This window comes from Streptomyces sp. NPDC051051 (genome assembly GCF_040682975.1).
In the GTDB taxonomy this organism is placed as follows: domain Bacteria; phylum Actinomycetota; class Actinomycetes; order Streptomycetales; family Streptomycetaceae; genus Streptomyces.
Genome location: NZ_JBFBCB010000023.1, coordinates 102,423 through 120,937 on the forward strand (window position 1 = coordinate 102,423; position 18,515 = coordinate 120,937).

Sequence of the window (18,515 nt, forward strand, 5' to 3'; positions counted from 1 at the left end):
CTGCCGCACGGCGTGACCGCGGCCGTCGCCGCTTCGGCGCCGGAAACGGGGCCCGGTGGGTGATCTTGCCCGGCGCCGCGCGCGCGGAACCGTCCGGAACGGATGTGCGAACGCCGAGCCGCCCGGGCCCTCAGTGGCAGAGCCGGGCCTCGTGCTGCGCGTGGCCGCGCGGCTCCAGCTGGAAGGTGCAGTGCGCCACGTCGAAGTGGTCGCCCAGGCAGCCCTGGAGCTCGTGCAGCATCTTCTCGTGGCCGATCGCGTCCAGCACGTCCGAGCGCACCACCACGTGCGCCGACAGCACCGGCATCCCCGAGGTGATCGTCCAGGCGTGCAGGTCGTGCACGTCCTCCACCCCGTCCAGGGCCAGCATGTGGGTGCGCACCTCGGCCATGTCGACGCCCTTCGGGGCCGCCTCCAGCAGCACGTCCAGCGTCTCGCGCAGCAGCTTCACGGTCCGCGGCACGATCATCAGGCCGATGACGAGCGAGGCGACCGGGTCGGCGGCCTGCCAGCCCGTCGTCAGGATCACCACCGCCGACAGCAGCACCGCGACCGAGCCCAGCGCGTCCGCCGCCACCTCCAGGAACGCGCCCCGCACATTGAGGCTGTCGGCCTGCCCGCGCATCAGCAGCGTCAGCGAGATCATGTTGGCGACCAGGCCGATCCCGCCGAACACGATCATCAGTCCGCCCTCGGTGGGGGCCGGCGTGAGGAACCGTTGGACGGCCTCGTACACGACGTACCCGCCCACGCCGAGCAGCAGCAGACAGTTGGCGAGGGCGGCCAGGATCTCGGCGCGGGCGTACCCGAAGGTGCGGTTCCCGGTCGGCGGGCGGCCCGCGAAGTGGATCGCGAGCAGCGCCATGCCCAGCCCGAGCGCGTCGGTCGCCATGTGCGCCGCGTCGGCGATCAGGGCGAGGGAGTCGGCGACCACACCGCCGACGATCTCCACCACCATGACGGTGAGCGTGATCGCCAGCGCGCCACGCAGCCGGCCGCGGTACGCCGCCGCGGCCGTACCCGTGGCCGGCACGTGTGTGTGACCGTGCCCGTGGTCGTGCCCAGCCCCCATGGGAAACAGCCTCCTGTGATCGGCCCGGGAACCCAGTGAACTACGGGCGGGGGGTATCCGGCAACGCGGCACTGAACACCGTTGTCATCTGCCCTGACCTGCGGAAACGAAGTCCAGGTCAGGCGCCCTCCGGCAGCTCGGCCGCCCGGCGCAGCCGCCAGCCCCGCCAGGCCGACCCGACCATCTCGCGCATCCCGCGCGAGGCGGTCCAGCCCAGCTCCCGGGCGGCCAGCGCGGCCGAGGCCACCGCGCGCGGCGCGTCCCCGGGGCGGCGCCCCTCGACCACGGCCGGCCGGGTGTCGCCGGTGACCTCGCCGATCAGGGTGACCAGCTCGCGCACCGAGACCCCCTCGCCGCGGCCGATGTTCACCGTCAGATCGCCGCCCGCGTCCGGCGCGCCGAGCCGGCGGGCCGCCGCGAGATGTGCCTCGGCCAGGTCGGCGACGTGGATGTAGTCCCGTACGCAGGTGCCGTCCGGGGTCGGGTAGTCGTCGCCGAAGATGCGCGGGGCCTCGCCGCGGGTGAGCCGGTCGAAGACCATCGGGACGATGTTGAAGACACCCGTGTCGGCCAGTTCGGGCTCGGCCGCCCCGGCCACGTTGAAGTAGCGCAGGCACGTCGTCGCCATGCCGTGCGCCTCGCCCGCCGCCCGCACCAGCCACTCCCCGGCGAGCTTGGTCTCGCCGTACGGGTTGACCGGGGCACAGGGGGTGTCCTCCGTGATGAGGTCCACGTCCGGGTTGCCGTAGACGGCCGCGGACGAGGAGAACAGGAACCGCCGGACACCGGCCCCGGCGGCCGCCTCCAGCAGGGTGGCCAGGCCCCCGACGTTCTCCCGGTAGTAGCGCGTGGGCTCCGCCACCGACTCGGCGACCTGCTTGCGTGCCGCCAGGTGCACCACCCCGGTCACCGCGTGCTCGGCCAGGACCCGCTCGAGCAGGCCGGCGTCGAGCGCCGAACCCGTGACGAGGGGCACGTCCGCCGGGAGCCGCGCGGGGACGCCGGCCGACAGGTCGTCCAGCACGACGACGCGTTCGCCGGCGCCGGTCATGGCCCGCGCCACATGTGCCCCTATGTATCCGGCCCCGCCGGTGATCAGCCACGTCATGGCCGCCCACCCTATGCCGAGGCCCCGGGTCCGTGCGCAATGTCCCGGATGTCTGCCGTGGGGGAGCGCGGTTTGTGGGCGGGGCCGCCGATCGCCCATGATGATCTCGGCGAAGGCCGGTCCGGGCCGCGTGGATCCGACCTGAACGGCCGGTGAACGTGGCCTTCCCGGCATCCGATAACCTCTGCCGAATGCCGCGCGCCCGGTGCCGTCACCGGTGCCGTACAGGGGCGCCCGCCATGCAGAGCCCACCATGCAGAAGACCGGCGCGTACGCGCCGGACCCAGGGAGTGAGTTCGGTTGCCGACCGCCATCCTCACCGGTCAGCCGGTCCCCGGTTCGTCGATCGAGGCCGACCTGCGGTCCCTCGGCTTCGACGTCCGGACCGCCGCCGACGCCGCCGACACGGAGACGCTTCTCGCCGCCGTCCCGGCGGACCAGCGGGTCGCCGTCGTCGACACCCGCTTCGTGGGCCATCAGCACGCGCTGCGCCTCGGTCTGACCGACCCCCGCTTCCCGCTCGCCGCGGTCCCCGGCGCCGTCACCGCCCAGCCGGCCGGCCGCCAGGCCCTGACCCGCGCGATGGCCCGCGAGAACTCCGCGAGCGGCGGCACCGCGGATGGGGGTGCCCCCGCGCGAGCGAAGCCGAGCGTGGGGAACGCAGGGGACGCAGACAGCCTCGCCGACCGCATCGTCACCGCCCTCGACGCCGACGGCAGCGAGGTCCACCGGCCCGAGCTGGGCAGCCTGGTCGCCGCCGTCCCCGCCGACCCGCAGGCCCGCAACGAGGCGCGGCAGGCCGTCGGCGCCGTCGACGACGAGGCCGTACGCCTGAAGTCGGCCGTGAAGGCCCGCGACGGCTTCTTCACGACGTTCTGCATCAGCCCCTACTCGCGCTACCTCGCCCGCTGGTGCGCCCGCCGGGGCCTCACCCCGAACCAGGTCACCACCGCCTCGCTGGTCACCGCGCTGATCGCGGCGGGCTGCGCGGCCACCGGCACCCGCGCCGGCTACGTCGCCGCCGCGTTGCTGCTCCTCTTCTCCTTCGTCCTGGACTGCACCGACGGCCAGCTCGCCCGCTACTCGCTCCAGTACTCCACCCTCGGGGCCTGGCTGGACGCCACCTTCGACCGGGCCAAGGAGTACGCCTACTACGCGGGCCTCGCCCTCGGGGCGGCCCGCGGGGGCGACGACGTCTGGGCGCTGGCCCTCGGCGCGATGGTGCTGCAGACCTGCCGGCACGTCGTGGACTTCTCCTTCAACGAGGCCAATCACGACGCCACCGCCAACACCAGCCCCACCGCCGCCCTCTCCGGCAAGCTGGACAGCGTCGGCTGGACGGTCTGGGCGCGCCGGATGATAGTGCTGCCCATCGGCGAACGATGGGCCATGATCGCCGTCCTGACCGCGGCCACCACCCCGCGCGTCACCCTCTCCGTCCTGCTCGTCGGCTGCGCCCTGGCCGCGACGTACACGACCGCGGGCCGCGTCCTGCGCTCGCTGACCCGCAGGGCCAGCCGTACCGACCGGGCCGCGCAGGCCCTGGCCGACCTCGCGGACAGCGGCCCGCTGACCGGCCTGCTCGTCCGCTTCCTGCCCGGCAAGCCCCGACCCACGGCGCCCCTGAGCGCCGCCGTCGGCGCTGTCGTCGTCACCCTCGGTGCCTGGCTGTGGGGACCGAGCTGGTGGGTCGTGCTGATGGCCGGTGCCTACGCCCTGCTGTCCGCCGAGGCCGTCGCCCACCCCCTCAAGGGCGCCCTCGACTGGCTCGTCCCCCCTCTCTTCCGCGCCGCCGAGTACGGCACGGTGCTGCTCCTCGCGGCGAAGGCCGACGTGAACGGAGCGCTACCTGCCGCTTTCGGGCTGGTTGCCGCCGTCGCCTACCATCACTACGACACGGTGTACCGCATCCGCGGCAACGCCGGAGCGCCGCCGGCCTGGCTGGTGCGCGTCGTCGGGGGACAGGAGGGGCGGACGCTGCTCGTGGCCGTGCTCGCCGCGGTGCTCACCGCCGGGCAGTTCACGGTCGCGCTCACGGTCCTCGCCGTGGCCGTCGCCCTCGTGGTGCTCGCCGAGAGCATCCACTTCTGGGTCGCCGCCCACCGGGCAGGCGCCCCGTCCGTACACGATGAAGGAGAACCCGCATGATCGGCCTCGTGCTGGCGGCCGGCGCCGGACGGCGTCTGCGCCCCTACACCGACAGCCTTCCCAAGGCGCTGGTGCCGGTGGGGCCCGCGGGCATAGAGGGCGAGCCCACGGTGCTGGACCTGACCCTCGGCAACTTCGCCGAGATCGGTCTGACCGAGGTCGCGGTCATCGTCGGCTACCGCAAGGAAGCCGTGTACGAGCGCAAGGCGGCCCTGGAGGCGAAGTACGGCCTGAAGCTCACCCTGATCGACAACGACAAGGCCGAGGAGTGGAACAACGCCTACTCCCTGTGGTGCGGACGTGACGCCCTCAAGGACGGTGTGATCCTCGCCAACGGCGACACCGTGCACCCGGTCTCCGTCGAGAAGACCCTGCTCGCCGCCCGCGGCGACGGCAAGCGGATCATCCTCGCGCTCGACACCGTGAAGTCCCTCGCCGACGAGGAGATGAAGGTCGTCGTCGACCCCGCCAAGGGCATGACGAGGATCACCAAGCTCATGGACCCCGCCGAGGCCACCGGCGAGTACATCGGCGTCACCCTCATCGAGGGCGACGCCGCCCCCGACCTGGCCGACGCGCTGAAGACCGTCTGGGAGAAGGACCCCCAGCAGTTCTACGAGCACGGCTACCAGGAGCTGGTCAACCGCGGCTTCCGCATCGACGTGGCGCCGATCGGCGACGTCAAGTGGGTCGAGATCGACAACCACGACGATCTCGCCCGTGGACGGGAGATCGCGTGCCACTACTGACCCGGCTGATCCCCTCGCCGGTCGTCGTCGACATCCGTCCGGGTGCCCTCGACGACCTCGTCGGGGTCCTCGCCGACGAGCGCATCTCGCACTCGGGCAAGCTCGCCGTCGCCGTCAGCGGCGGCTCGGGCGCCCGGCTGCGCGAGCGCCTCACCCCCGCCCTGTCCGGCGCCACCTGGTACGAGGTGGACGGCGGCACCCTCGACGACGCCGTGCGGCTCGCCGGTGACATAAAGGCCGGCCACTACGACGCCGTCGTCGGCCTGGGCGGCGGCAAGATCATCGACTGTGCCAAGTTCGCCGCGGCACGGGTGGGCCTGCCGCTGGTCGCCGTACCGACGAACCTCGCGCACGACGGACTGTGCTCCCCGGTCGCCACCCTCGACAACGACGCGGGCCGCGGCTCCTACGGAGTGCCGAACCCGATCGCCGTCGTGATCGACCTGGACGTCATCCGGGACGCGCCGGTCCGCTACGTGCGGGCCGGCATCGGCGACGCCGTCTCCAACATCTCCGCGATCGCGGACTGGGAGCTGGCCCACCGCGTCAAGGGCGAGAAGATCGACGGACTGGCCGCCGCCATCGCGCGGCAGGCCGGCGAGGCGGTCCTGCGGCACCCGGGCGGCGTCGGCGACACCGGCTTCCTCCAGGTGCTCGCCGAGGCGCTCGTCCTCAGCGGCATCGCGATGTCGGTGTCCGGCGACTCCCGCCCGTCGTCCGGGGCCTGCCACGAGATCAACCACGCCTTCGACCTGCTGTACCCCAGACGTGCCGCCGCCCACGGCGAGCAGTGCGGACTGGGCGCGGCCTTCGCGATGTACCTGCGCGGAGCCCACGAGGAGTCGGCGTACATGGCCGAGGTGCTGCGCCGGCACGGACTGCCGGTGCTGCCCGACGAGATCGGCTTCACGACGGAAGAGTTCGTCAAGGTCGTGGAGTACGCCCCGCAGACCCGCCCCGGCCGCTACACGATCCTCGAACACCTCGACCTCAAGACCGAACAGATCAAGGACACCTACGCCGACTATGTCAAGGCCATCAGTAGCTGAACTCAGACCGGTCGTCCACCCCGCGGGGGTGAAGGACCGGCGCAGCGGTGAGCACTGGATGGGACGCCTCTACATGCGTGAGGTGTCCCTGCGGGTCGACCGCTATCTGGTGAACACCAGGGTCACGCCCAACCAGCTCACGTACCTGATGACCGTCTTCGGCGTGCTCGCGGCCCCGGCCCTGCTGGTGCCGGGGATCACGGGCGCGGTGCTCGGCGTGGTCTGCGTCCAGATGTACCTGCTGCTGGACTGCGTCGACGGCGAGATCGCCCGCTGGAAGAAGCAGTACTCGCTCGGCGGCGTCTACCTGGACCGGGTCGGCGCCTACCTGACCGACGCCGCCGTGCTCGTCGGCTTCGGCCTGCGCGCCGCCGACCCGTGGGGCACCGGGCGCATCGACTGGCTGTGGGCCTTCCTCGGCACGCTCGCCGCGCTCGGCGCGATCCTGATCAAGGCGGAGACCGACCTCGTCGGCGTCGCCCGCCACCAGGCCGGGAAACCGCCGGTGCAGGAGGCGGCCTCGGAGATGCGCTCCTCCGGCATGGCGCTGGCCCGCAGGGCCGCCGCCATGCTGAAGTTCCACCGCCTGATCCTGGGCATCGAGGCCTCCCTGCTCATCCTGGTCCTGGCGGTCGTGGACCAGGCGCGCGGCGATCTCTTCTTCACCCGGCTCGGGGTCGCCGTCCTCGCGGGCATCGCGCTGCTCCAGACCGTGCTGCACCTGGTGTCCATCCTCGCGTCGAGCAGGCTGCGGTGAGCGCCCCGGTGAAGGTCGGCGCGGTGATCATCACCATGGGCAACCGCCCCGACGAGCTGCGCGCCCTGATCGACTCGATCGCCAAGCAGGACGGCGAACGGGTCGAGGTGGTCGTCGTCGGCAACGGCTCGCCCGTCCCGGACGTCCCCGCCGGCGTCCGCACGATCGAGCTGCCGGAGAACCTCGGCATCCCCGGCGGCCGCAACGTGGGCATCGAGGCGTTCGGTCCGAGCGGCCGCGACGTCGACGTGCTGCTCTTCCTCGACGACGACGGCCTCCTCGCACACCACGACACCGCCGAGCTGTGCCGCCGGGCCTTCGAGGAGGACCCCGGGCTCGGCATCATCAGCTTCCGCATCGCCGATCCGGAGACCGGCGTCACCCAGCGCCGCCACGTGCCCCGGCTGCGCGCCTCCGACCCGATGCGCTCCTCCCGCGTCACCACCTTCCTCGGCGGCGCCAACGCGGTGCGCACCCAGGTCCTCGCCGAGGTCGGCGCCCTCCCGGACGCGTTCTTCTACGCCCACGAGGAGACCGACCTGGCCTGGCGGGCCCTCGACGCGGGCTGGATGATCGACTACCGGTCCGACATGGTGCTGCACCACCCGACGACAGCGCCCTCGCGGCACGCCGTCTACCACCGCATGGTCGCCCGCAACCGGGTCTGGCTGGCCCGGCGCAACCTTCCCGCGCCCCTCGTCCCGGTCTATCTCGGCGTGTGGCTGCTGCTCACTCTCCTGCGCCGCCCCTCGCGCCCGGCCCTGAAGGCGTGGTTCGGTGGTTTCCGGGAAGGGTGGACCACATCGTGCGGGCCGCGCAGGCCCATGAAGTGGCGTACGGTGTGGCGGCTGACCCGACTGGGCCGGCCTCCCGTCATCTGACAAGCTCGTCCCCGAGGGCCCCGGGCCGTTCCGCGGCCCCCCGGCACGTGCCGGCCCGGTTCAGGCCGCGCATCCCGAAGACGAAAGTTTCCTACTGGTGAGTGAGACAACGCATGACGGCGCAGTCGTGGTGAGCGCGCCGCCGTCGCCCGACGAGGGCCTCACGGCGGCGCGGCTGGCCGCCAAGTACGGGTTGGCCGTGAGCGGTGCCCGGCCCCCGCTGCGGGAGTACGTCCGCCAGCTCTGGGGGCGCCGCCACTTCATCCTGGCCTTCTCGCAGGCGAAGCTGACGGCTCAGTACAGCCAGGCCAAGCTGGGGCAGCTGTGGCAGGTGGCCACCCCGCTGCTGAACGCCGCCGTGTACTTCATGATCTTCGGCGTGATCCTGAATGCCAGCAAGGGCATGCCGAAGGACGTCTACATCCCGTTCCTCGTCACGGGCGTGTTCGTCTTCACCTTCACCCAGTCCTCGGTGATGAGCGGTGTCCGCGCGATCTCCGGCAACCTCGGCCTGGTCCGCGCCCTGCACTTCCCGCGCGCCTCGCTGCCGATCTCCTTCGCGCTCCAGCAGCTCCAGCAGCTGCTGTACTCGATGATCGTGCTGTTCCTGGTGGTGATCGGCTTCGGCAGCTACCCGGACGCCTCCTGGGCCCTGATCGTCCCGGTGCTGGTGCTCCAGTTCTGCTTCAACACCGGTCTGGCCCTGATCTTCGCGCGGGCCGGCGCGAAGACCCCGGACCTGGCGCAGCTGATGCCGTTCGTGATGCGGACCTGGATGTACGCCTCCGGCGTCATGTTCTCCATCCCCGTCTTCCTCGCCGAGAAGCCGCAGTGGGTGGCGAACGTCCTCCAGTGGAACCCGGCGGCCATCTACATGGACCTGATGCGCTTCGCCCTCATCGACGAGTACGGCGCCGAGAACCTGCCCCAGCACGTGTGGGCGGTCGCCGGCGGCTGGGCCGCGCTGTTCGCGATCGGCGGCTTCGTCTACTTCTGGCAGGCGGAGGAGAGGTACGGCCGTGGCTGACCAGCCGCCGGGCACCCGGGTCCCCACCGTCATCGCCGACGACGTGCACATCGTCTACCGCGTCAACGGCGCCCGGACGGGCAAGGGCAGCGCCACCGCCGCCCTCAGCCGCATCGTCAGGCGCAGCGAGGACCGGGGCGTGCGCAAGGTGCACGCGGTGCGCGGCGTCTCGTTCGTCGCCCACCGGGGCGAGGCGATCGGCCTGATCGGCTCCAACGGATCCGGCAAGTCCACCCTGCTGCGCGCCATCGCCGGCCTGCTGCCGCCGGAGAGCGGCAAGGTCTACACCGACGGCCAGCCCTCCCTGCTCGGTGTCAACGCCGCCCTGATGAACGACCTCACCGGTGAGCGCAACATCGTCCTCGGCGGACTCGCCATGGGCATGTCCCGGGAGCAGATCAAGGAGCGCTACCAGGAGATCGTCGACTTCTCCGGCATCAACGAGAAGGGCGACTTCGTCACCCTGCCCATGCGCACCTACTCCTCCGGCATGCAGGCCCGCCTGCGGTTCTCCATCGCCGCCGCCAAGGACCACGACGTCCTCATGATCGACGAGGCGCTGGCCACCGGCGACGCGAAGTTCCGCAAGCGCTCCGAGGAGCGGATCCGCGAGCTGCGCCGGCAGGCCGGGACGGTGTTCCTGGTCAGCCACAGCAACAAGTCGATCCGCGACACCTGCGACCGCGTGCTGTGGCTGGAACGCGGCGAACTGCGCATGGACGGACCGACCGAAGAGGTCCTCAGGGAGTACGAGAAGTTCACCGGGAAGTGAACCGGTGCCACCGGGGCGCCGCCGGAACCTTCCGGTGGCGCCCCGCGTCTGCAAAGGAAGCGTCAACTCCCGCCGGTCGTAGGAATCTTGACGCCGATCGGTGTGTTGTTGTGATGTCCGGGACACCCGCGCGGCCCCCGGTGCGTTGTACAACGTAAGCTGTACCGGTCCCGAAACGCGGCAAGTGGGGCGATAATGCGCGACACCCTCGAGCGCCGACGCCGCGCGGGCGGCCGGGCGGCGTGTCCGAAATAGTGGGTGTCGGGTTGTCGGTGTAGAACGGGAGATGTGACGGCGATGGCTACGGAAACTCCCCTGCTCCACGCAGCATGTGCCGTCCCTGCCCCGGGCAGCCGGCGATGACGGCGCCGGACGTCGCGGACACGGAGCGCTCCACCCTCGCCAAGGCCGCGGACGAGAACTTCCCCGTGGCACCCTTCTTCCTGCCCCGGGACTGGCGCGAAGACCTGGTCGCCGTGTACGGCTTCGCCCGCCTCGTCGACGACATCGGTGACGGCGACCTCGCGCCCGGCGGCGCCGACGCCCGCCTGCTCGGCGTGCCGGCCGCCGAGACCGAGGACCGGCTGGTCCTCCTCGACGCCTTCGAGGCCGACCTGCGGCGCGTCTTCGACGGCACGCCCCGCCACCCCCTGCTGCGCCGCCTCCAGCCGACCGTGCGCCGCCGCTCGCTCACCCCCGAGCCCTTCCTCGGCCTGATCGCCGCCAACCGCCAGGACCAGATCGTCACCCGGTACGAGACCTACGACGACCTGCTGGCCTACTGCGAGCTGTCCGCCAATCCCGTGGGCCGGCTGGTCCTCGCCGTCACCGGCACCACGACCCCCGAGCGCGTGCGCCGCTCCGACGCGGTCTGCACCGCGCTCCAGATCGTCGAGCACCTCCAGGACGTGGCCGAGGACCTCGGCCGCGACCGTGTCTACCTCCCCGCCACGGACATGAAGCGTTTCCACGTCCAGGAGGCGGACCTCGCCGCGCCGACCGCGGGGGCCTCGGTGCGCGCCCTGGTCGCCTTCGAGGCCCAGCGCGCCCGCGACCTCCTGGACGAAGGCGCCCCCCTCGTGGGCAGCGTCCACGGAAGACTGAGACTGCTGCTCGCGGGCTTCGTGGCGGGAGGAAGGGCGGCGCTCCACGCGATCTCCGCCGCCCACCACGACGTTCTTCCCGGCCCGCCCAAGCCCGGCAAGCTCCGGCTGCTGCGCGAGGTGGGCACGACCCTGCGAGGAGAGGGGTGATCCCGACCGTGGACTCTCCGCCACCCGTGTCCGCACCGGTACTCGCCGCCTACGGCTACTGCGAGACCGTCACCGGACAGCAGGCGCGCAACTTCGCCTACGGCATCCGGCTGCTGCCCACCGCGAAGCGCCGCGCCATGTCGGCGCTGTACGCGTTCTCGCGCCGCGTCGACGACATCGGCGACGGCGCCCTGGACGGCGAGGTCAAGAGCGCCCGGCTGGAGGACACCCGGGCGCTGCTCACCCGGGTCCGCGCGGGCGAGGTCGAGGAGGACGACACCGACCCCGTCGCGGTCGCCCTCGCGCACGCAGCCAGGACCTTCCCGATCCCGCTGGGCGGCCTGGACGAGCTGATCGACGGCGTCCTGATGGACGTCCGCGGCGAGACCTACGAGACCTGGGACGACCTGAAGACGTACTGCCGCTGTGTGGCGGGCGCCATCGGACGGCTCTCCCTCGGCGTCTTCGGCACCGGACCGGGAGCGCGCGGCGCCGAACGGGCCCCGGAGTACGCCGACACCCTCGGCCTCGCCCTCCAGCTCACCAACATCCTCCGGGACGTCCGCGAGGACGCCGCCGGCGGGCGCACCTACCTGCCCGCCGACGACCTCGCCAAGTTCGGCTGCTCGGCCGGCTTCGACGGGCCGACACCGCCGGAGGGCTCCGACTTCGCCGGCCTCGTGCACTTCGAGGTGCGGCGCGCCCGCGCCCTGTTCGCCGAGGGCTACCGGCTGCTGCCCCTGCTCGACCGGCGCAGCGGCGCCTGCGTCGCCGCCATGGCCGGCATCTACCGCCGCCTGCTGGACCGCATCGAGCGCGACCCCGAGGCCGTCCTGCGCGGCAGGGTCTCCCTGCCCGGCCGGGAGAAGGCGTACGTCGCCGTCCGCGGCCTCTCCGGTCTGGACACCCGCCACGTGTCCCGGCTGACCGGCAGGAGGCAGATCTGATGGACCCACGGGGCGACCACGCGGACCACGGTGATGCCACCGGGGAGAAACGGCACGCAACCCTCCGCCGCGACGCCGCGTCCCTGACTGCGACGGGCCGCCGCGCGGAGTCCGACCGTCACGGCGGGCCCGCAGGGGAGGGCGCACGATGAGCGACGAGCCGCACTCCGGCATCCCGGAGACCTCCGGGCGGGACGCCGTCGTGATCGGCGGCGGGCTCGCCGGCGTCACCGCCGCGCTCGCACTCGCCGACGCGGGTGTCCGCGTCACCCTGCTCGAGGGCCGGCCCCGGCTCGGCGGCCTGGCCTTCTCCTTCCGGCGCGGCGGGCTCACCGTCGACAACGGCCAGCACGTCTACCTGCGCTGCTGCACCGCCTACCGCTGGTTCCTCGACCGCATCGAGGGCACCGCGCTGGCGCCGCTCCAGGACCGTCTCGACGTGCCCGTCGTCGACCTCGCCAGGCCCGAGGGGCGACGGCTCGGCAGGCTGCGGCGCGACGCGCTGCCGGTCCCCCTCCACCTGGGCCGCAGCCTCGCCACGTATCCGCATCTCTCGCTCGCCGAACGCGCCTCGGTCGGCCGGGCCGCGCTCGCGCTCAAGGGCCTCGACCTCGCCGATCCGGCCCTGGACGCGCAGGACTTCGGCAGCTGGCTGGCGGCCCACGGGCAGTCGCCGCGAGCCGTCGAGGCCCTGTGGGACCTGGTCGGGGTCGCCACCCTCAACGCGGTCGCCGGCGACACCTCCCTCGCCCTGGCCGCGATGGTGTTCAAGACCGGCCTGCTGTCCGAACCGGGCGCCGCCGACATCGGCTGGGCCCACGTCCCGCTGGGCGAACTCCACGACCGGCTGGCCCGCAGGGCACTCGACTCGGCGGGCGTGCGCACCGAGGTACGCGCCCGCGTCTCCGCCGTCTCCGCCGCCGCCGACGGCACGTGGACCGTCCGCGCTTCCGGCGAGACGCTCCGCGCGGACGCCGTCGTGCTCGCCGTACCGCAGCGCGAGGCCCACGACCTGCTGCCGGACGGGGCGCTCGACGCCCCCGAGCGGCTCCTGGAGATCGGCACGGCGCCGATCCTGAACGTGCACGTCGTCTACGACCGCAAGGTGCTCGGCGTCCCCTTCCTCGCCGCGCTCGGCACTCCCGTGCAGTGGGTGTTCGACCGCACCGACGCCTCCGGGCTGCGCGAGGGCCAGTACCTCGCCCTGTCGCAGTCCGCCGCGCAGGACGACATCGACGCACCCGTCGCCGCCCTGCGCGAGCGCTACCTGCCCGAACTGGAACGGCTGCTGCCGGGCACCCGCGGCGCCACCGTGCGGGACTTCTTCGTGACCCGGGAGCGCACGGCCACCTTCGCTCCCGCCCCCGGCGTCGGACGGCTCAGGCCCGGCGCCCGCACCAAGTCACCCGGCCTGTACCTGGCCGGGGCGTGGACCGCCACCGGGTGGCCCGCGACCATGGAGAGTGCGGTCCGCAGCGGCGTGAGTGCGGCGGACGCCGCCCTCACCGCCCTCGGCCGGCCCCGACCCCGCCGCCTCTTCGCGTTCGAGGAGGCGGCCCGCCGCAGCGCCGCGGGCCGGACCCCCGGCCGAGAACCGGAGGGCCCCGGCGTTCCCCTGCGAGGTGGGACCCGGTGACGTTCGATCAGCACGGCTCGGCACACCCCCGCACCCCCTCCGGTACCGCAACAAGAGGAGAAACTGTGCCCACTGTGCCCCCGGCCGAGAAGGCCGCAAGGAGGACCGCGGTGGACGTGACCGCGCTGCTGGAGCGCGGCCGGACCCTGGCCACACCGGTCCTGCGCGCGGCCGTCGACCGACTGGCGTCTCCCATGGACACGGTCGCCGCCTACCACTTCGGCTGGATCGACGCCCAGGGCAACCCGACCGACGGGGACGGCGGCAAGGCCGTGCGTCCCGCGCTCGCCGTGCTCTCCGCCGAGGTCACCGGTGCCGCGCCCGAGGTGGGCGTGCCCGGCGCGGTCGCCGTCGAACTGGTCCACAACTTCTCGCTCCTGCACGACGACCTGATGGACGGCGACGAGCAGCGCCGCCACCGCGACACCGTCTGGAAGGTCCACGGCCCCGCCCAGGCCATCCTGGTCGGCGACGCCCTGTTCGCCCTCGCAGGCGAGGTCCTCCTCGAACTCGGCACGGTCGAGGCGGGCCGGGCCGCCCGGCGGCTGACCACCGCCACCCGCGCCCTGATCGACGGCCAGGCCCAGGACATCTCCTACGAGCACCGCGACCGCGTCAGCGTCGCGGAGTGCCTGGAGATGGAGGGCAACAAGACGGGCGCCCTGCTGGCCTGCGCCAGCTCCGTCGGCGCCGTGCTCGGCGGCGCCGACGCGCACACCGCCGACACCCTGGAGCGGTACGGCCACCACCTCGGCCTGGCCTTCCAGGCCGTCGACGACCTCCTCGGCATCTGGGGCGACCCGGAGGCCACCGGCAAGCAGACCTGGAGCGACCTGCGCCAGCGCAAGAAGTCCCTGCCGGTCGTGGCCGCGCTCGACGCCGGCGGCCCCGCCTCCGAACGGCTCGGGGAGATGCTCGCCGCCGACGCCAAACGCAGCGACTTCGAGAACTTCTCCGAGGAGGAGTTCGCGGCCCGTGCCGCGCTCATCGAGGAGGCCGGCGGCCGTGAGTGGACCGCCGAGGAGGCACGCCGTCAGCACGCCATCGCCATCGAAGCCCTGAACGCCGTCGACATGCCCGAGCAGGTGCGGGAACGGTTCACGGCGCTCGCCGACTTCGTCGTCGTACGAAAGAGATGATCACTATCGGTCGAATAACCCTCGCGTAGTCGCCGGCCGGTGTCGCGGGAAGAGACGCACCGGCCGACGGCGGACCCACAGCAGACGCAACGCCATGCACACTGCACGAAGGGGAAGCCATGACAGCGACGACCGACGGAAGCACCGGGGCCCTCCCGCCCCGCGCTGCCGCGGCCAGCGAAACCCGTATCGACATCGACATCCCCGCGGCGGCCGGGGGACAAGAAGCCGCCGTGCGCGCGATGCGGCGCGCGACCGACTTCCTGCTCGCCCGGCAGGACGTCGAGGGCTGGTGGAAGGGTGACCTCGAGACGAACGTCACGATGGACGCCGAGGACCTGCTGCTCCGCCAGTTCCTGGGCATCCAGGACGAGGCGACCACCCGCGCCGCCGCCCTCTTCGTCCGCGGCGAGCAGCGCGAGGACGGCACCTGGGCCACCTTCTACGGCGGCCCCGGCGACCTGTCCGCCACCGTCGAGGCGTACGTGGCCCTGCGGCTGGCCGGGGACGAGCCCGACGCGCCGCACATGGCGAAGGCCTCCGCCTGGGTCCGCGACCAGGGCGGGATCGCCGCGGCCCGGGTCTTCACCCGGATCTGGCTGGCGCTGTTCGGCTGGTGGAAGTGGGAGGACCTGCCCGAACTCCCCCCGGAACTGCTGTACTTCCCGAAATGGTTCCCGCTCAGCATCTACAACTTCGGCTGCTGGGCCCGGCAGACCATCGTGCCCCTCACCGTCGTCTCGGCGAAGCGCCCGGTGCGTCCGGCGCCCTTCGGGCTCGACGAGCTGCACACCGACCCGGCCGATCCCAACCCGCCCACACCGCCGGCGCCGCTGGCCAGCTGGGACGGGCTGTTCCAGCGGCTGGACAAGGTCGTGCGCGGCTACCGCACGGTCGCGGTGCGCAGACTGCGCAAGGCCGCCCTGAACTCGGCGGCCCGCTGGATCATCGAGCGGCAGGAGAACGACGGCTGCTGGGGCGGCATCCAGCCGCCCGCCGTGTACTCGGTCATCGCCCTGTACCTGCTGGGCTACGACCTCGAACACCCCGTGATGCGGGAGGGCCTGAAGTCGCTGGACCGGTACGCGGTGTGGCGCGAGGACGGGTCCCGGATGATCGAGGCCTGCCAGTCCCCGGTGTGGGACACCTGCCTGGCCACCATCGCGCTGGCCGACGCGGGGGTGCCGGCCGACCACCCCCAACTGGTCAAGGCCGCCGACTGGATGCTGGGCGAGCAGGTCGTGAGGCCCGGCGACTGGTCCGTGCGACGGCCCGGACTCCCGCCCGGGGGATGGGCGTTCGAGTTCCACAACGACAACTACCCCGACATCGACGACACCGCCGAGGTGGTCCTCGCGCTGCGCCGGGTCCGCCACCATGACCCGGAGCGGGTGGAGAAGGCGATCGGACGCGGGGTGCGCTGGAACCTCGGCATGCAGTCGAGGAACGGCGCCTGGGGCGCGTTCGACGTCGACAACACCAGCCCCTTCCCCAACCGGCTGCCGTTCTGCGACTTCGGCGAGGTGATCGACCCGCCGTCGGCGGACGTCACCGCGCACGTGGTCGAGATGCTCGCCTTCGAGGGCCTCTCCCACGACCCGCGCACCCGGCGTGGCATCAGCTGGCTGCTCGCCGAACAGGAGCCGGACGGCTCGTGGTTCGGGCGCTGGGGCGTCAACTACCTCTACGGCACCGGCTCGGTGGTGCCGGCGCTCACCGCCGCCGGACTGCCCGCCCGACACCCGGCGATCCGGCGGGCGGTCGCCTGGCTGGAGCGCGTGCAGAACGACGACGGCGGCTGGGGCGAGGACCTGCGCTCCTACGACGACCGGGCCGGCTGGAGCGGCCGGGGCGCCTCGACCGCCTCGCAGACCGCCTGGGCGCTGATGGCGCTGCTGGCGGCCGGCGAGAAGGACTCCGGGGCCGTCGAGCGGGGCATCGCCTGGCTCGCCGAGACCCAGCGCGAGGACGGCTCCTGGGACGAGCCCCAGTTCACCGGCACCGGCTTCCCCTGGGACTTCTCCATCAACTACCACCTGTACCGGCAGGTCTTCCCGCTGACCGCGCTCGGCCGGTACGTCCACGGCGAGCCCGTCGCCCCGAAGGCGCCGGTTCCCGTCGAGGCCGAGGGGAGCTGATGAACACGCGGCCCGCCTCCGCCCCGCTGCTGATCGCCTGCGCGCTCGGCATCGAGCACCTCGCCCTGCGCATGGGGGACCGGGATGGGGCCGGCGGGCCGGTGACCGTCCTGCGCACCGGCATGGGGCCCAGGGCCGCCGAGCGCTCCGTCACCCGGGTCCTCACCGACCCGGTGCTCGCCGGGGCGGTCGTGCTCGCCACCGGTTTCTGCGCGGGACTGGCCCCCGGCATGCACCCCGGCGACCTGGTGGTCGCCGAGGAGACCCGCGACCCGCGCGGCACCGTGCCGTGCGTGAACACCGAACTGCTCGTCAAGGAACTCGTGCGCACCCTGCCCGGGCGCACCGTCCACACCGGCCCCCTGACCGGCTCCGACCACGTGGTGCGCGGACCGGAGCGGTCCGACCTGCTCGCCACCGGCGCGATCGCGGTCGACATGGAGTCGGCGGCCACGCTCCTGAGCGCCGTCCGCGCCGGCACGCGCCCGGTTGCGGCCGTCCGGGTGGTCGTGGACGCTCCTGAACATGAACTCGTCCGGATCGGCACGGTGCGCGGTGGAATATCGGCTTTCCGCGTCCTTCGTTCCGTCCTGCCTGCATTCTTCGAATGGCACCGCAACGTGTTGCTCCCCCGGAGGTGAGCCAGATGGCCATGCCGCTGCGCCAGTCCATCAAGGTCGCTACTTACTTGGCTGAACAAAAGCTCCGCAAGCGGGAGAAGTTCCCGCTCATCGTCGAGCTGGAACCCCTCTTCGCCTGCAACCTCAAGTGCGAGGGCTGCGGCAAGATCCAGCATCCGGCGGGAGTGCTCAAACAGCGCATGCCGGTCGCCCAGGCCGTGGGGGCGGTGCTCGAATCCGGTGCGCCCATGGTGTCGATCGCCGGCGGCGAACCGCTGATGCACCCCCAGATCCACGAGATCGTGCGCCAGCTGGTGGCGAAGAGGAAGTTCGTCTTCCTCTGCACCAACGCCCTGCTGATGCGCAAGAAGATGGACAAGTTCACCCCCTCGCCCTACTTCGCGTTCGCCGTGCACATCGACGGGCTGCGCGAACGGCACGACGAGTCGGTGGCCAAGGAGGGCGTGTTCGACGAGGCCGTGGAGGCGATCAAGGAGGCCAAGCGGCGCGGCTTCCGGGTCACCACCAACTCGACCTTCTTCAACACCGACACCCCGCAGACCATCGTCGAGGTGCTCGACTTCCTCAACGACGACCTCAAGGTCGACGAGATGATGATCTCGCCCGCCTACGCCTACGAGAAGGCCCCCGACCAGGAGCACTTCCTCGGCGTGGAACAGACCCGCGAGCTGTTCAAGAAGGCCTTCTCCGGCGGCAACCGGCGCCGCTGGCGGCTCAACCACTCGCCGCTCTTCCTGGACTTCCTGGAGGGCAAGGTCGACTTCCCGTGCACGGCCTGGGCGATCCCGAACTACTCCCTCTTCGGCTGGCAGCGCCCCTGCTACCTGATGAGCGACGGCTACGTGCCGACGTACCGCGAACTCATCGAGGAGACCGACTGGGACAAGTACGGCCGCGGCAAGGACCCGCGCTGCGCCAACTGCATGGCGCACTGCGGCTACGAGCCCACCGCCGTCCTCGCCACCATGGGCTCGCTCAAGGAGTCGCTGCGCGCCATGCGCGAGACGGTCTCCGGGAACCGGGAGTGACGCCATGACCGCCGTCTCCCTGGGCGTCCCCGAGGTCCCGGTCCGGCCGGTCGCCGAGCGCCGCAGGAGCCGGCGGATCCAGGTCGGGTCCGTGGCGGTGGGCGGGGACGCTCCCGTCTCCGTCCAGTCGATGACGACGACGCGTACGTCGGACGTCGGTGCGACGTTGC

At 72.4% G+C, this 18,515-nt stretch carries 18 protein-coding genes; 16 read left to right on the forward strand and 2 right to left on the reverse strand.

Annotated features, from left to right (window positions below):
• Positions 1–130 precede the first annotated feature (130 nt).
• Positions 131–1,072: a cation diffusion facilitator family transporter gene (locus tag AB0N31_RS19165; protein ID WP_366059569.1), complete on the reverse strand. Its 942-nt coding sequence runs from the start codon at positions 1,070–1,072 to the stop codon at positions 131–133.
• A 118-nt stretch (positions 1,073–1,190) separates the two neighbouring features.
• A complete protein-coding gene (gene galE, locus AB0N31_RS19170; protein ID WP_366059570.1) occupies positions 1,191–2,180 on the reverse strand; it encodes a UDP-glucose 4-epimerase GalE in 990 nt (329 codons plus the stop codon).
• A gap of 300 nt (positions 2,181–2,480) precedes the next feature.
• Here galE and AB0N31_RS19175 point away from each other — a divergent pair, with 300 nt between their 5' ends.
• From AB0N31_RS19175 to AB0N31_RS19250, 16 genes are all read left to right on the forward strand, one after another.
• On the forward strand, positions 2,481–4,328 hold the full coding sequence (locus AB0N31_RS19175) for a DUF5941 domain-containing protein (RefSeq protein ID WP_366059571.1): 1,848 nt from the start codon (positions 2,481–2,483) through the stop codon (positions 4,326–4,328).
• Entirely contained in the window at positions 4,325–5,077 is a 753-nt protein-coding gene (locus tag AB0N31_RS19180) for a phosphocholine cytidylyltransferase family protein (RefSeq protein WP_366059572.1), read from the forward strand. Before AB0N31_RS19175 ends, AB0N31_RS19180 begins: the two co-directional genes overlap by 4 nt.
• The gene (locus tag AB0N31_RS19185; protein WP_363090683.1) at positions 5,065–6,126 is read left to right on the forward strand and encodes an iron-containing alcohol dehydrogenase family protein; all 1,062 of its coding nucleotides are present in this window, start codon (positions 5,065–5,067) and stop codon (positions 6,124–6,126) included. The genes AB0N31_RS19180 and AB0N31_RS19185 overlap by 13 nt, the downstream gene beginning before the upstream one ends.
• Positions 6,104–6,883, forward strand: coding sequence for a CDP-alcohol phosphatidyltransferase family protein (locus AB0N31_RS19190; RefSeq protein WP_366059573.1), 780 nt, complete (start codon positions 6,104–6,106; stop codon positions 6,881–6,883). The genes AB0N31_RS19185 and AB0N31_RS19190 overlap by 23 nt, the downstream gene beginning before the upstream one ends.
• Positions 6,880–7,764, forward strand: coding sequence for a glycosyltransferase (locus AB0N31_RS19195; RefSeq protein ID WP_366059574.1), 885 nt, complete (start codon positions 6,880–6,882; stop codon positions 7,762–7,764). The genes AB0N31_RS19190 and AB0N31_RS19195 overlap by 4 nt, the downstream gene beginning before the upstream one ends.
• A 97-nt stretch (positions 7,765–7,861) precedes the next feature.
• Complete coding sequence (locus AB0N31_RS19200; protein WP_366059575.1) at positions 7,862–8,791, forward strand: ABC transporter permease; 930 nt, start codon at positions 7,862–7,864, stop codon at positions 8,789–8,791.
• Positions 8,784–9,563 carry an ABC transporter ATP-binding protein gene (locus AB0N31_RS19205; RefSeq protein WP_366059576.1) on the forward strand — a complete coding sequence of 260 codons (780 nt, stop codon included), beginning with the start codon at positions 8,784–8,786 and terminating at the stop codon, positions 9,561–9,563. The genes AB0N31_RS19200 and AB0N31_RS19205 overlap by 8 nt, the downstream gene beginning before the upstream one ends.
• A 359-nt stretch (positions 9,564–9,922) precedes the next feature.
• Complete coding sequence (gene hpnC / locus AB0N31_RS19210; RefSeq protein WP_366059577.1) at positions 9,923–10,816, forward strand: squalene synthase HpnC; 894 nt, start codon at positions 9,923–9,925, stop codon at positions 10,814–10,816.
• A complete protein-coding gene (gene hpnD / locus AB0N31_RS19215) occupies positions 10,813–11,763 on the forward strand; it encodes a presqualene diphosphate synthase HpnD (protein ID WP_366059578.1) in 951 nt (316 codons plus the stop codon). Before hpnC ends, hpnD begins: the two co-directional genes overlap by 4 nt.
• Positions 11,763–11,915, forward strand: a complete 153-nt coding sequence (locus AB0N31_RS19220; RefSeq protein WP_366059579.1) for a DUF6380 family protein — start codon at positions 11,763–11,765, stop codon at positions 11,913–11,915. The genes hpnD and AB0N31_RS19220 overlap by 1 nt, the downstream gene beginning before the upstream one ends.
• The gene (hpnE, locus tag AB0N31_RS19225; protein WP_366059580.1) at positions 11,912–13,399 is read left to right on the forward strand and encodes a hydroxysqualene dehydroxylase HpnE; all 1,488 of its coding nucleotides are present in this window, start codon (positions 11,912–11,914) and stop codon (positions 13,397–13,399) included. The genes AB0N31_RS19220 and hpnE overlap by 4 nt, the downstream gene beginning before the upstream one ends.
• A 74-nt stretch (positions 13,400–13,473) precedes the next feature.
• Positions 13,474–14,538 carry a polyprenyl synthetase family protein gene (locus AB0N31_RS19230; protein ID WP_366059586.1) on the forward strand — a complete coding sequence of 355 codons (1,065 nt, stop codon included), beginning with the start codon at positions 13,474–13,476 and terminating at the stop codon, positions 14,536–14,538.
• A 119-nt stretch (positions 14,539–14,657) separates the two neighbouring features.
• On the forward strand, positions 14,658–16,676 hold the full coding sequence (gene shc, locus AB0N31_RS19235) for a squalene--hopene cyclase (RefSeq protein WP_366059581.1): 2,019 nt from the start codon (positions 14,658–14,660) through the stop codon (positions 16,674–16,676).
• Positions 16,676–17,317: a 1-hydroxy-2-methyl-2-butenyl 4-diphosphate reductase gene (locus AB0N31_RS19240; protein WP_366059582.1), complete on the forward strand. Its 642-nt coding sequence runs from the start codon at positions 16,676–16,678 to the stop codon at positions 17,315–17,317. Before shc ends, AB0N31_RS19240 begins: the two co-directional genes overlap by 1 nt.
• 5 nt (positions 17,318–17,322) lie before the next feature.
• Positions 17,323–18,345 carry an adenosyl-hopene transferase HpnH gene (hpnH, locus tag AB0N31_RS19245; RefSeq protein ID WP_366059583.1) on the forward strand — a complete coding sequence of 341 codons (1,023 nt, stop codon included), beginning with the start codon at positions 17,323–17,325 and terminating at the stop codon, positions 18,343–18,345.
• Positions 18,346–18,349: 4 nt separating this feature from the next.
• On the forward strand, positions 18,350–18,515 hold a 166-nt coding region (locus AB0N31_RS19250), incomplete at its 3' end, for a flavodoxin-dependent (E)-4-hydroxy-3-methylbut-2-enyl-diphosphate synthase (RefSeq protein ID WP_366059587.1).

What these genes read in the sequence shown, in the direction of transcription:
- AB0N31_RS19190 (WP_366059573.1), top strand. Translation starts at nt 6,104, where the DNA reads ATGTCAAGGCCATCAGTAGCTGAACTCAGACCGGTCGTCCACCCCGCG.
- shc (WP_366059581.1), top strand. Translation starts at nt 14,658, where the DNA reads ATGACAGCGACGACCGACGGAAGCACCGGGGCCCTCCCGCCCCGCGCT.
- hpnC (WP_366059577.1), top strand. Translation starts at nt 9,923, where the DNA reads ATGACGGCGCCGGACGTCGCGGACACGGAGCGCTCCACCCTCGCCAAG.
- hpnE (WP_366059580.1), top strand. Translation starts at nt 11,912, where the DNA reads ATGAGCGACGAGCCGCACTCCGGCATCCCGGAGACCTCCGGGCGGGAC.
- AB0N31_RS19180 (WP_366059572.1), top strand. Translation starts at nt 4,325, where the DNA reads ATGATCGGCCTCGTGCTGGCGGCCGGCGCCGGACGGCGTCTGCGCCCC.
- AB0N31_RS19240 (WP_366059582.1), top strand. Translation starts at nt 16,676, where the DNA reads ATGAACACGCGGCCCGCCTCCGCCCCGCTGCTGATCGCCTGCGCGCTC.
- AB0N31_RS19220 (WP_366059579.1), top strand. Translation starts at nt 11,763, where the DNA reads ATGGACCCACGGGGCGACCACGCGGACCACGGTGATGCCACCGGGGAG.
- hpnH (WP_366059583.1), top strand. Translation starts at nt 17,323, where the DNA reads ATGGCCATGCCGCTGCGCCAGTCCATCAAGGTCGCTACTTACTTGGCT.
- AB0N31_RS19165 (WP_366059569.1), bottom strand. Translation starts at nt 1,072, where the DNA reads ATGGGGGCTGGGCACGACCACGGGCACGGTCACACACACGTGCCGGCC.
- galE (WP_366059570.1), bottom strand. Translation starts at nt 2,180, where the DNA reads ATGACGTGGCTGATCACCGGCGGGGCCGGATACATAGGGGCACATGTG.